Genomic DNA, 13,341 nt, shown 5'->3' on the forward strand with positions numbered 1-13,341 from the left:
GTCCGGGCCGGTCAGCCTGGCAGGTCCAGCTCGGCGACGACCGTCTTGCCGACGGGGAGACGGTCCACTACCTCCCACCGGTCAGCGAGGGCTTCCACGAGCAGGAGGCCCCGGCCGGTCTCCGCGAGCGGCGGGAGTGCGGGCCGCGCCGGGTGCCGGTGGCCGGCGCTCGCCTTGGGTGTCGGAGACCTCGATACGCAGGGTCCGGCCGAGGAGCCGGACGGCGACGACGAAGTCCCGGCCGGGGACACGGCCGTGCGTGACGGCGTTGGCCGCGAGCTCTGCGACGAGCAGCGCGGCGGTGTCGGACGCCTCGCTGCCGTACGGAACGCCCCAGGCGTCGAATGGTGCAGCACGAGGCGACGGGCGAGACGGGCTCCGCGTGGGGTGGAACTGAATCGCTGGGCGAACACACGTACGGTGACGGGCTCCCGGCGGGTTGTGGGGGACGGTGGCGTCATGTGCCCAATCTGGCGGCGGTTCGGGGCGTTCACCAGGGACGCCCTGCGTACTCTGGGTCAGTGCACGCACACACAGAGTGGACAGTGCTTGTCGCTGAGCGTGACTATGGGAGCGAGTCAGAAGCGGTACGGCGTGACCGGTGCGCGGGAGGTGGCTTGTGGTGGCCTACGAGAACACGGATGGCGGGGCGGCCGTTGGGAAGCTGCGGCGAGCCCGGGGTCTCGGACAGTTTGCGCACGTTCGGCGCCGTCGTCCAGGCCTTACGGGAACACGCGGGCCTCAGCCGCGAGGAGTTCGCCAACCTGGTCCGCTTCTCGAGGCACACGGTGGGCCTCGGTCGAGCTGGGGCGCCGCATGCCCGACCGTGACTTCGTGGAGCGCGGGGAGACGGCGACGGGCAACACGCGCAAAGGAGATCAGCTTGCTCCAGCAGCGGTATGCGAAACTGCGCCCGCAGGCCTTGCCCCCCTCCGCAGTCCTGCTGAAGCGATTGCGAGGAGCGCTATGAGCATGTCCGAACTGACCTGGTTCAAGAGCAGCTACAGCGGCTCGCAGGGTGACGCCTGCGTTGAGGTGGCGCAGGGCACGCAAGCGATCCACGTGCGGGACTCCAAGAACCGACAGAGCCCCAAACTCGCCCTCTCCCCCACCGCGTGGAACGACTTCGTCAACTTCGCCGCCCAGGGCTGACTTTCACTCCTCGCCCCGTGCCGGATGCGTCCGGCACGGGGCGTTGTCGCTCACTCACTTGCCCTTGTCCTGGGCCTTTTTGAGCCTCGCGGTGAAGTGGGCGTGTGCCTCGCGCATTTCCTCTTCGCGCTTGGCCTTGTAGAAGGGGGCGGTGTAGCCCTCGGGGGGCTCGGGGCGCTCCTTCTTCTGGTAGGCAAGGAGGTGGTCGTAGTGGTCCTTGGTCTGGCCGAAGCCGTAGGTGTAGCGGTCACCTGCGATCTTGCGTTCGTTGGCGTCAAACCACGTGACCGCGTCGAAGTCCTGCATGATCGGGAACCGGGACTTGTACATGGCCGCGAGCGCGTCTGCGCTTACTCCGAGCCAGACAGCGACTAGGGCATCGATCTCCACGAGCGCTGCCCTGCGCGCCCGCTCGCTGCGGAGCGGGGTTGCCCGTTCCCACGCCGGACCGACCTCGTGGAGCGGCTGCATATCCGGCCACTCCACTGCCCAGGGCTCGTAGCCGGGCCACGTCGGCTCGTACAGTTCCTCCCACAGGTCCGCGTAGGCGGACGTCAGGCAGTTAAGGCGGAGGGTGCGCAGCAAGAGGGCGGGGGCTAGCAGGTGGTCCCCCGCTGGCGCAGGCAGCCGCCTCGCCGGAGCTACATCGAGGTTTCTCACACGAACCGTGCGAAGCAAGTAGTCCACCGGGAGCGAAGCCCAAAAGCCAGCCAGCAATGCAGTCTTCCGGTTGTCGGGCAACGCCCCACTGCGCAACGCATCAACGTGCGCGGCACCGGGGGGGACCAAGGCTGTGTAGAGCGCCCTCTCCGTATCAGGCGCGATCATCTTGCGCCACGCCACCCGATAGAACTCGGTATACGGCCTCCGCAGCCGCCGTACCAGCTCCGCCTCCACCTGCTCCTCGGTAACCTCGGCAGGCTCCACCCCGAACCGCCCCGCCGCAGCGTTCCGCGCCCGCGTCACCTCACGCTCGGACGCCTTGAGCTGCTCCAGAGTCCTCCCGTCGCTCCACACGTCCTGCGCGGCCCGGTACACGTCGGGCTTCGCGACGTAGACGTACTCGGACTCGGGCACGGCGTCGTCGGCCAGCGTCAACGGGTTGAGGCCCAGGACCTCACCGCCACCCTGGCTCGGCTGCTTGAACATGGGGTTGGCCAGACCGATCTGAGGGCCCTTGAGGATCACCTCGGACCAGGCGGCGGGTCGTCGAACCGCGCCTGTGTCGTCGGGCGTGTTGTAGCCGATGAGGTCGTCGTCCTTGGCGGTCTTCTCGTTGTAACCGCTGGTGATCTGTGGGTCCCATTCGGCCAACCGCACCGGGTAGGCGGCCAGTGCCGTGATGGCATCAGCCTCAGCCGTGCTCACCGGCGACAACAGACGCGCCTGACGCGTCGGCTGTGTCTCGTCACCGGACAGCTTCTTCCACTGAGCAAGCGTCGTCTCATCGACTCGGACGATGCGCTTGCGGTGCGGGCGTTCGTCCCAGCTGGCTCCGTAGCGGACCCCGGGGTCGGGAGTCGTACCGTCGTCGTCCGCCGACAGACGCAAGGCATCCACCGAAAAGAGCCAGGACAGATGGTCGAAACCGATCTCGCCTGCCTGCCCGTAGATGTGCACGCCGAAGTGACTGGACCGGCCGACGGGAGGCGGAAAGAAGCGATTGCCCGCGTTTACGAAATCGCCATGGACGCGCAGCCTGGTGTAGGCGGCCTCCCGCAGCCGCCCTTCCTTGTCCCCGCTGAAGTGGGAGTCCGGGTGTACCAGGCCGATGGTGCCGCTCTCGCCCAGATGCTCCCAAGTGCGGCACATGAACGCTCGGTACAGGTCAGGACGCGTTCCCGAGATCAGCGGGTACGTTACAGCACTGCCCAGGATCTCGGCCGTACCCGTCGTCGCGGTCAATTCACGCAGGTACACCGTGCGACGGGCAACGTCCGTCAGAAGCGCGCTTTTACGCTGCCTCTGCACTGCCACCGGCTGCTTATCAGAGAGCTGGAACCACGGATCGAACTCGGCCAGTACGACGCCCTCGTTCCAGTCCGGCCGCACCCACGGCGGATTCCCCACCTGAAGGTCGAACCCACCCCCCGGCCCACGGAACACATGCGCGAAGTGCAACTCCCAGTGGAAGAAGCCGTGGCCGTCCTCTGCCTTTATGTCCTTCTCCGTGGTGCCGGCGATGTCCTCGACCGTGTTCAGCCACGGGTAGCGGAACGGCAGCAGCCGGGCCGGGCGCATGCCGAGGAAGCCCTCCAGGCGGTCCTCGACGTCGGCCAGCAACTCCAGTGCCTCGTCGGGACCGAGGTTCTCGATTCCCGAGAGCAGGGAGTTCTCGGGCATGTCGGCCTTGCCGAGGACGCTCTCCAAGAAGTCCAGCCAGTCGCCGAGGCTCTGGAGCGGGACGGTCGTGCGCTCCGGCGGCCGGGCGACGGACTTGCGGACGGGCGCGGTCCGCCCGGGTCCGGGGTCGGCGCCCAGTTCCTCCTGCTCGCCGTCCGGGTCGTCGAACAGCCCGGTCGCCCGCCACACCTGATCCCCAGGAGCCGGGCCGGTCGATGCCTCCGGCACTGCGGTCGGCCGGGGTCCGCCCAGCAGGCCCGCCACCGACGCCTCGTCGACCAGCGCGCCGCCCGTCCCGTACACCGGGTCGGTCCCGTCGAGTGCGCCGACCTTGTCCAGCGGCCAGAACCACAGGGCGCACCACGCGTCCATGACGGTCTTCAGCCGCCAATAGGGGGTGCCGTGCCGGGTCAGGTCGTCGAGGACCTTCTGCTTGTCCTCCGCCTCCGAGGACTGCTCCAGCCAGTCCGCGCCCCAGACGTCGACGCGGCGGGCGACAGCCCGCTCGGAGAGTTCCAGCCGGGTCGCGACGAGCGACCACAGGAACTCGGCGCGCCGGGCCACGCCCTGCAACCGGCCCAGTTCGGTCTTGTCGGCGGCCTTGAGCCACCGGTCGTATCGCTTCTGCCGTGCCTCGGTGGTCTCCTCGCCGCGTTCCTGGAAGGGTTTCGGTCCCTTCGGGGCCCTCTGGACGCCCTTGCGCCACGCGCCGAGCGCCCTGGCTTGGTCCTCCGCGAGTCGCTTCGCCTCCGGCTCGCCCGCGACCGCGCCCCAGCCGATGGCGGGCAGCAGGAACTGGTGGACGGCGCCCTCGGGCAGTGGGCCCTCACGGAAAGGCAGGTCGGTCGGCGGGAGGGTGTACTTCTTCGCCAGCCAGCCGCCGCCCGTCAGGGCATCGGCCTTGTAGACCTTCCGGCTCGCGCCGATGAGGGAGTTGCCGCGCCGCAGGTGCAGGCCGAACCAGGGCGCGCGCATGCCCGGGTGCATGGAGTTGAGCCAGAGGGAGACCTCCGCGAGTTCCACCGCCGTGGCGTTGAGGTCGACCCCGTAGGCGTTGTGCAGGGCGATGTAGGCCTTGGTCTTCTGGAGCTCGATCTGCCGCAGCTCGGGGTCCACGCGGCGGCCCAGCTCATGTTCACGCCGTCTCAGATACTCGGCGGCCACCTGGTCGATGGCCTCGTTGAGGAACGCGCCCGAGCCGAGGGCGGGTTCGCAGATCTTCCAGTCGAGGAGTTCGCGGGCCTCGGTGACGGTGCCGTGCTGGTCGAGCCGGTGCTTGAGGGCGAGTTCGACCGTGACCTCGGTGAGGGACTTCGGGGTGTAGTAGGAGGCGGAGGTCTGGCGGTCGCGGCCGGCCAGGCGGTAGACGAACGTGCCCTCGTCATGGACGACCCGCTCCAGGCGGCCGGTCTCGGGGTCCGTCCGATGGACGAAGAACTTGTCGTCGTAGTCCTGAACACGGTCCTCGGGGATAGTCCAGCTGCCGCCGGAGGGGTCGCCGCCCTTGGCGACCTCGTACAGCTTCTTCTCGGCGATGGAACCGGTGTAGGACATCAGGCCCTCGTACACCGCGCCGAGCTGGTTGATGCCGAGCTGGGCGTACGAGATGAAACCGCCGCGCTCCCTGCCCCGGCCCTGCGTGAGCATCAGGCGGCGCAGCACCTTGTGCAGGGTCTCGTTGCGCAGCCGGGTGTCCAGGAACGGGCGGCGCTTCTCCCCCTCGCCGCCCCGATACGCCGGGTTCTCGATACGGTCGTCGCCGATGAGGCGGACGGCGTCCTTGGTGAAGAGTTCGGAGCGCAGGGCCTCGAAGCGCAGGCCCGCGCCGGTGCTGCGGGCGGCGGTGCGGCGGACGCGGTCGGCCTCGCGCACGCGTTCGGTGTGCTCGGCGCGGGTGAGGGAGCCGGCGGCGAGCAGCCGGTCCGCCTCGTGCTCCGCCGCGGCGGCCTCGCGGGCGGCGGCCTCGGCCTTCAGGTCCTCCGGCTCGGTGCCGTAGCGGCGGTGGCCGTTCTCGACCTTGTCGAAGAGCAGGTTCAGCGACTCGTAGAGGTGGAAGCCGCGCCGGGAGCGCTCGCCGACGAGGTCGCGCAGGACGAGGTCGCCGAGGCGCTGGAGGCCGTAGCCCTGCTCGTACTCGGGGTAGTCGGAGGGCAGGATGCCGAGCGCCGGGCTGGCCTCGGCGTAGAGGAGGAACAGGATGCGGTAGAGGTAGCGCAGGGACTCGCGGCTGAGTTCCTTGGCGAGGCGTGCCGGGTCGTCGAGGTCGGCCGGAGTGACGCCGTTCTCCGGTTCGCGCAGGCGCTCCAGGACCTCGTTGGCGATCCACTCGACGCTCAGGCGCAGGCCCTCGCGCAGTTCGGTGGAGACGCCCACGGCGTGCTTGCCGGATTTGTCGACGAAGGCGGCGAGCGGTGCGGTGCCGCCCTCGGCGGGCGCGCGCAGTGAGTCGGCGCCAAACAGGGCGGCCAGGGTGTCGAGTTCGCCGCCGTGGCGGTCGTCGCGGCGGTTGAGGGCCGCGTCGAGGTCGGCGGCCAGGTAGCGGCCCTCGGGCCAGGCGAGGCGGTCGGCGAGGACGATGACGCCGCCGACGAGGAGGAGGACGTAGCGCGCCGGGGTGTCGCAGGCGAAGAGGAAGTCGGTGAGGGCCTTGGCGTCCTCGATCTCCAGCGACCCCTCCAGCTTCACGGGGTGCAGGAGTCGGCCGGCGCCGTCCGGGTCGAGGGCGGCGTCGGGTTCGGTGGTCCAGCCGCAGGAGACGGCGTACAGGCCGGGTTCGGCGTGGACGACCTGGATGCTGTACGCGTGGTCGGCGCGGTGGACGGTGACGGTCTGCTCGTGGGCGGCGGTGTGGCCGAGGGCGCGCAGCGTGTCCAGATGCAGTTCGGTGACCCGTTTCCGCCAGCCCGCGGGGACGGGCGCGTCGGGTTCGGCGAGGGCTTCCGCGTCCTGGGCGAGGGCGGCGCGGCCGGCGAAGTAGGGGCCGTGCAGGGCGCGCAGTGTCTCGCGTGGTGTGCGGGCGCGCGGGGGGACTGCGGCGGGGTCGAGGCCCTGGCGTTTCGCGTCGGCGACGGCGTCGGCGTGGCGGCGGCGTTCCTCCTCCTCGAAGGCGGCCCATCGGGTGAGGAGGCCGTCCTTGGCCTTGAGATCCTTGGGGAGGACCTCGGCGAGGTAGTGGGCCGAGAGGTAGTCGCCGTGGTTGACGAGGGAGTCGTACGTCATGCTCGGTTCTCCGCCTGGGCTTCGGGGGCGGTCGGGGTGCCGGGGCGGTCGAGGACGGCCAGGACGCGCAGCAGGGGGCGGCCGGTGGTGTGCAACTGGTCCAGCAGCCGGGCCAGTTCGTCGGCGGTCTCCTCGACGAGGCGTTCCCGGCGGCCCGAGAGGCCGGGGAGCAGGGAGTCGGTGCGCCACTGGGCGACGTGATCGCGATAAGTGGCGAGAGGTTCGCTGATCGTCTCCTCCCACTCGGCCCGTCCGGCGTCCAGGTGGGCGCGGGCGGCGGCGACGGCGGCCGGGACGAGGGCCTGGAGACGGTCCGGGTCGGCCGGCCCGCCGGTGCGGGCGAGCCTCGGGCCGACCTTCGCGTCGCGGAGCGCGTCGGCCATGGGGCGCACCTCGGGCGTGCCGTTTCCGGCGCCTTCGGTGCCGAGGGCGGTCACGGCCATCCAGCGCACCACGGTGGGGCGGCCCAGGGCGTTGGAGTGGATGCCCTGGACGAGGAAGACCGGGCCGTCGACGTGCGGGGTGGTGATGACCGGGGCCTCCTGCCTGCCGAACTCGACGAGGACCTTGTCCGTCAGCCACTCCACCACCGGGTGGATGTCGGTGAGGAAGGAGACCTCCGGCCACATGGTGGTGCTGCTGTCCCTGGCCTCGGTGAGCTTGCGCTGCGCGAGGGCGCGGTCGAAGGTGACCAGCATCCGCTCGGCGACCCGCTGCTCCTTGAGGTAGGACGGCGGCAGGGCCTTGAGGCGGTGGAGCAGGTCGGGGGCCATGGCCGGGGACAGCGAGAAGTATTCGCCGCCCTTGGCGTCGGCGCCGGACGACAGACCGACGAGGTCCTCGGCGCGCTCCTCGTACACCTCGTCGAGGGCGGTGGAGACGAAGGCGGCCGTGTCCCCCTCGAAGAGGGAGATCTGCTCGGCGCGTGCGGGCAGTTCCTGCTCGGTGACGGTGTCCACCTGGCCGAACAGGTCGGCGAGGGCGGTGTCGGCGGCCGGGTCGGGCTCCAGGAATTCCTCGACGCTGCCGCCTCTGACCAGTTCCCTGATGAGCCGGCGTTCCTCCTCCTCGGCCCGGTAGAAACCGGACACGGCCTCGGCGGTGCCGTCCAGTTTGTGGGCCTCCTCCTCCCGGCGGAGCAGCTTCTCCGCGACCGTGCGGTCGTCCTTGGCGCCGGGGACGGCGGAGGTGAGGATCAGCGCGCGGAACTGGGGCTCGTACTTCTGCCCGTACCGGTCGATACGGCCGTTGCGCTGCTCGATGCGGATCAGCGACCACGGGATGTCGTAGTGGATCAGGTGGTGGCACTGGCGGTGCAGGTTGACACCCTCGGAGGCGACGTCGCCGGTGAACAGGAGCCGGACCGGGGTGTCGGCGAGGCCGAACGCCTCCAGGACGTCGCCCTGTTCGTCGTCGCTGAGGCCGCCGTGCATCACGGCCACGGCCTTGGCCGTGCCGTCGGCCGCGACCGGGAAGCCCAGTCGGGCGGGGACGACCTGGGCGAGCCAGGTGAGGGTGCGGACGCGCTCGGAGAAGACCACCGCTCGGGTGGTGGACCGGGGACCGACACCGATCTCCTTCAACTGCCCAACGAGCGCGTCGAGTTTGGCGGAGTCGCCGGGGGCGGTGCCGTCGCCCATGCCGGTGATGATCTCCCGCAGCCGGGCCAGGGCCGCCTGCTCGGGGGCGATGGCCGGGTCGGGCCGCAGCCCCTTCTCGCCGGCCTTGCGGACACGGTCGGCGAGTGAGGCGACGCGCTTGTCGACCGTCTCGCCGAGGGCGACGTGGGAGGACAGAAACGTCTTCAGCAGCTGGTAGGCGAAGAGCTGCTCGGTGGCGACCGAGGTGCGGTCCTCGTCGGCCGTGCCGAACTCCGTGCTCGTCCGCGCGGCGGGCAGCCAGTGCTCGGTCAGCTCGGTGAAGATCCGCTCCTCCGCCTCGGTGGCGACGCAGTGGAGGGAGACGGTGGGGCCTCGGTCGGGCCACTCGGTGCCCATCTCGTCGCGCACCTCGGGACTGATCTTGGTGCGCCGGATGTAGAGGTGGCCGAGGTCCGCCTCGGGGTCGTAGTGGTCGCGGTCGACGATGGCGGCCGGGTCAAGCAGGGAGATCAGGTCGGCGAAGGAGCGCTTGTCGCCGTTGTGCGGGGTCGCGCTGGCAAGCAGCAGGGCGTCGGTGCGTGGGGCGAGGGTCTCGGCGAGGGCGCGGCGCTGGCTGCCCGGGTTGATCAGGTTGTGGGACTCGTCGATGACGACGGCGTCCCAGCGGATGCGCTCCAGATGGTGCCGGTACTGGCCGATGTTCTTGAGCGTGTCCACGGAGATGATCACGCGCTTGTAATGAGTGAACGGGTTCCGCCCCGCCGGGAGCTCGCGCTGGACACGCTGGATGCCGAGCGAGTCGAGCCGCACGAGCGGGATCGAGAAACGGGTCCACAGCTCGTGCTGGAACTGTTCCAGGATGCTCTGCGGGGTCACGACCAGGATGCGCTCGCCCCGTCCCCGGCGGATGAGTTCCGCGAGGGTCAGGCCGATCTCCAGCGTCTTGCCGAGGCCCACGACGTCGGCGATCAGGACCCTAGGGCGGAGGTTGCGCATGGACAGGGCAAGCTCGGCGGGGCGCTGCTGGTAGACGAGCGGGTCCAGCAGGAAGCGGTCCGCAAGGGCGAGCCCCCGCTCCGACTGCGGCAGCGGCGTCTTGCGCAGAACGGCTTCGAGGAAGAGGCGGCTGCGCCGGAAGTACGAGGAGGTGTCGGGGACCAGGCGGGTCTTCTCCGGGTCGAGTAGTTCGACCGTGTCGATGCCGCTGAAGAAGACGGCTTCCTCGTCCCGGACGAACTCGGATACGCCGACCGCTTCGATCCGCTCACCGTCATGCTCGGTCGTGATGGTGTTGCGGACCAGCCACTCCTCGTCCCGTACAAGGATCTGCGCTCCCGGCGGGAACCGAGTCCCGTCCTGCGTCGCCCCCTGGTCGGTCACCCGCGGCCCCTTCGTCTTCCCGTTCCACCTGCAATCACGTGGTCCTGCCGTCCAGCAGTCCTGCGACCGCAAGTCTGTCACGGGGGAGGAAGGGCTCGTACTGGCATCGGCGACGCGAACCGGCGCGGCTCAGAAGCGCGCCTCCCGCGCGTACCCTGCGCGGATCCGCTCAGCGACCTGGAGGGGGGTCGAGAGTCGGACGCCAGCGCTCCCACGGCTTCGGGACGAGCTCCCGTCCTGCCCGAGGACGGTCTCCCCCGGGATGGAGGGGCCAGCGCTCCCGGATTTCCCGCCGGGTTCGTCGTCGATGTCGGCGGGCTGCCCCGCGGCCGGTACCGCCGTGACCGCTTGCTCGTCGTCCTCCACCGCCGCCGGGTCGACGGCGGTGGGCGTGTAGGCGGGGGCGTCGGCCCCCGGTGCGGGTCCGAGGGCCGGCGCGGGGAGCTGGGGCACGACGATCTCGGGCGTGAGGTCGGTGAGGCGGTACTTGGCCTGGAGAGCGGTCAAGCCCTGGTCGTGGATGGCCCGTACTAGGCGCTTGATGACCTCGGGCAGAGCGGGCCGGGCGCCGGGGTCCGGCGCGAGCATGTCTGTGACCAGGGGCCCGAGCTCCGGTGGCAAGTCCGTCAGGTCGGGAGGAGTCGCCGGGTCCTCGATCTTCAGAGCAACGGCCTGCCAGGTGGGTCCCTCGTACGGGTAGTGTCCGGTCGCGGCGAACAGCAGCACCGCGCCCAGCGCGTAGACGTCGGCGGACCGGTCCAGCTGGTGCTCGCCCCGGGCCTGCTCCGGCGGCATGCACAGCACGCTGCCGACGACGAAGCCGGTCGCCGTCAGGGTGGTGCGGCGCTCGGCGAGCACGGCGAGACCGAAGTCGATCACCTTGGGGCCGTACCGGGACAGCAGGATGTTCTGCGGCTTGAGGTCACGGTGGAGCAGCCCCGCGTCGTGCACGGTGCCGAGGCCCTCCGCCAGCAGCGCTCCGAGGCTGGCGGTCTCGGCTAGCGGGAGGGGGCCGTGCTCGGTGACGAAGGTGCGCAGATCCGGTCCGGGGACGTACTCCACGGCGAGCCAAGGCTGATCAGCGTCCGCATCGGCTCCCACGAAGGCCGCGACGAACGGCCCGTACACCGTGCGCAGGCTGTCCACTTCGGACAGGAAACGCGCGCGGGTGTCCTCGTCGAGGACGGAAGGCTTGATGACCTTCACGGCGGCCTGGTGGCCGGCTGCGGACTCACCGAGGAAAACCTGCCCCATGCCGCCGGCCCCGATCCGGCAGACGAGGGCGAAGCCCCCGATCTCCTTCGGGTCCTCGTCCCTCAGTGGTTCCACAATGCTGTGCCTCCCCCTTGTGGCCTGTACGCGCCGCTGCGGACGAGAGCCGAGCTGGACCGGAATCAGTGTATGCAAGGCCTGGGGTTTCCCTGCGCTGCTTACGTGACCAAGCCCCCCCCCCGACAGGGGACTCGGCGGAACGCCGTTGTCCGCTTGTGCCCTCTGCTGTCTTGCCAACGAATTTCCTGGATCAGGCCAGCCGACTGTGGTGGTGATCGCTACGGTGTTAACCGCAGAGCGAAGAGGGGATCTCGATCCATGAGAGCAGACACAGTCGACCTGCGTCGGATCTTCGGCAGGGACATCCGTTACACGGTGCCGCTGTTCCAGAGGCCGTACGTGTGGAACCGGGACGACAACTGGTCGGCTCTGTGGGAGGACATTCGCCGCACCGTCGAGCGGGCAGAGCAGGCGGCCCTGACCGGCGATACGGTGGCTCCGCACTTTCTCGGCGCCGTTGTCTTCGACGAGACGCCGTACCTTTCGTCAAGTCTGGAGACACGGCAGGTCATTGACGGCCAGCAGCGTCTCACAACTCTGCAGTTGTTCCTGTTCGCGGCCCGCCTGTCCGCAGCGGCTCTCAACCATGAGCGGTCCGTGCGGCTGCTGAGCAAGTTCCTGGAGAACGACGAGGACCTGTTCGACCGCGTCCAGCACCCCGATCACCTCTACAAGGTGTGGCCGACCAACGCGGACCGGGACGAGTTCCGCAGCGTCATGCGCGGTCAGGGCGGGGCAGGACGGTTCGCCGAAGCCATCACCTACTTCAAGCAGGAGATCGACGCTTGGCTGGCAGAAGCCGCCGAACCGGAGGAGCGGCTAGGGACGCTGGTGCAGACCCTGCGGGAACAGTTGCGCCTGGTCATCATCGATCTGGAAAAGCACGACGACGCTCAGGTCGTCTTCGAGACGCTGAACAGCCGCGGTACACCGCTGGAGCACGCGGATCTGATCAAGAACCTACTGTTCCGTGACGCGGAACGCGCCGGCGCGGACATCGACCGGCTCTACAAAACGTACTGGGCTCCCTTCGACCAGGACGAATGGCGCACGGAACAGACGACTGGCCGCATCACGCGAAGCCGCCTCGACGTGTTCCTGACGTACTGGCTCACGATGCGAACACAGCGGGAGTTCACCGCCTCCGCCCTGTTCAAGGAGTTCGAGCGCTGGCTGCTCTCGGCTGCCGTCCCTACGGAGGAGGTCTTCGCCGAACTGGCGCGATACGCCGAGATCTACGACCTGATCGACGATTACCCGCAGCACGGCGTCGAGGGCCGGTTCCTCTACCGGATGAAAGTCCTTCAGACCTCCACTCCGATGCCCCTGCTTCTTCTCCTGTACGGCCTGGACGAGTCCGTGCTGCCCCCGGAGCGCCGTCGACGGGCGATCCGCGCCATCGACAGCTACCTCGTTCGCCGGGCGCTGCTCAATCTCAGCAACCGCGACCACAACAACGTCTTCCGTGACCTGGTCGCCGCTGCAGCCCGGCAGCCCGACCGCGCGGACGAGGCCGTCATCAAGGCCCTCTCGGCAATGCAGGGAGCCCACCGTCATTGGCCGAGCGACCATGAGTTCCGCGCTTCGTTGGAACAGGACCCCATCTACACCCGCCTGTACCGCCGCGGCGTACGCATCCTCCTGGAAGCGCTGGAGGACGAACTCCGCACCGACCACACCGAACAGCTCGTCGTCCCCCTCGGCGAGCAGGCGGGCGCGAAGTTGACCATCGAACACGTCATGCCGCAGAGCTGGCGCGACAACTGGCCGCCCCTCGAAAACGATCCATCCGAAGGCTCCGACCGCGACGAACTGGTCCACACCCTCGGCAACCTGACCCTGGTCACTGCCCGCCTGAACCCCACCTTGGGAAACATGGCCTGGGAAGACAAGCGGCAATGGCTCAGCAAGCACAGCCTGCTGCGTCTCACCCACGGCACCCTGCTCAGCGCACCACCGAACACCGACATCAGCGACTGGGCTGCCACCTGGGACGAGCACCGGATCCACGCACGTGGCTCCTACCTTGGCTCACTGTCTTTGAACATTTGGCCGCACGCCGATGGCCTACTCGCCGCTCCGGTTTCTGCCGACCGCGGCGACAAGTGAAGGTGGCGATGAGCACGTGGCGGGTTGATCATCCTGCCACGCGCAATAGCCGCTACTAACCTCCGCTGTTCAGCGGAACGTGAGCTGACGCCCTGACCGGCGAAACGAAGAAGAAGCCCAACGTCACCACAGTCTCGACGGTCACCCAGACCGTAACCTCTGCGCCGCAGAAGGTACAGCAGCCTTCATACAAGACGTCGACGGG

At 69.3% G+C, this 13,341-nt stretch carries 5 protein-coding genes and 2 pseudogenes; 3 read left to right on the forward strand and 4 right to left on the reverse strand.

Annotated elements, in window-relative coordinates:
* Positions 1-11 precede the first annotated feature (11 nt).
* Positions 12-461: pseudogene (locus tag BLW57_RS42290) on the reverse strand (ATP-binding protein).
* A gap of 180 nt (positions 462-641) precedes the next feature.
* Between BLW57_RS42290 and BLW57_RS42295 the strand changes: the two are divergent.
* Both BLW57_RS42295 and BLW57_RS13765 read left to right on the forward strand, forming a co-directional pair.
* Positions 642-867: pseudogene (locus tag BLW57_RS42295) on the forward strand (multiprotein-bridging factor 1 family protein); the annotation flags it as partial.
* 105 nt (positions 868-972) lie between these two features.
* Positions 973-1,152 carry a DUF397 domain-containing protein gene (locus tag BLW57_RS13765; protein WP_371127857.1) on the forward strand — a complete coding sequence of 60 codons (180 nt, stop codon included), beginning with the start codon at positions 973-975 and terminating at the stop codon, positions 1,150-1,152.
* A gap of 54 nt (positions 1,153-1,206) precedes the next feature.
* On the opposite strand, the gene BLW57_RS13770 is transcribed toward BLW57_RS13765, so the two are convergent.
* The 3 genes from BLW57_RS13770 to BLW57_RS13780 form a co-directional block, all read right to left on the reverse strand.
* Positions 1,207-6,714 carry a DNA methyltransferase gene (locus BLW57_RS13770; protein WP_093474729.1) on the reverse strand — a complete coding sequence of 1,836 codons (5,508 nt, stop codon included), beginning with the start codon at positions 6,712-6,714 and terminating at the stop codon, positions 1,207-1,209.
* On the reverse strand, positions 6,711-9,695 hold the full coding sequence (locus BLW57_RS13775; RefSeq protein ID WP_093474730.1) for an SNF2-related protein: 2,985 nt from the start codon (positions 9,693-9,695) through the stop codon (positions 6,711-6,713). Before BLW57_RS13775 ends, BLW57_RS13770 begins: the two co-directional genes overlap by 4 nt.
* A gap of 129 nt (positions 9,696-9,824) precedes the next feature.
* A complete protein-coding gene (locus BLW57_RS13780) occupies positions 9,825-11,024 on the reverse strand; it encodes a serine/threonine-protein kinase (protein ID WP_093474732.1) in 1,200 nt (399 codons plus the stop codon).
* Between the two features lie 261 nt (positions 11,025-11,285).
* Here BLW57_RS13780 and BLW57_RS13785 point away from each other — a divergent pair, with 261 nt between their 5' ends.
* On the forward strand, positions 11,286-13,136 hold the full coding sequence (locus BLW57_RS13785; protein WP_101376996.1) for a DUF262 domain-containing protein: 1,851 nt from the start codon (positions 11,286-11,288) through the stop codon (positions 13,134-13,136).
* Positions 13,137-13,341: the final 205 nt, after the last annotated feature.

This window comes from Streptomyces sp. 1222.5 (assembly GCF_900105245.1).
Lineage (GTDB): Bacteria > Actinomycetota > Actinomycetes > Streptomycetales > Streptomycetaceae > Streptomyces > Streptomyces albidocamelliae.

Bases quoted from the DNA above. Each gene is read 5' to 3' on its own strand.
- BLW57_RS13765 (WP_371127857.1), top strand. From the start codon at position 973: ATGTCCGAACTGACCTGGTTCAAGAGCAGCTACAGCGGCTCGCAGGGT.
- BLW57_RS13770 (WP_093474729.1), bottom strand. From the start codon at position 6,714: ATGACGTACGACTCCCTCGTCAACCACGGCGACTACCTCTCGGCCCAC.
- BLW57_RS13785 (WP_101376996.1), top strand. From the start codon at position 11,286: ATGAGAGCAGACACAGTCGACCTGCGTCGGATCTTCGGCAGGGACATC.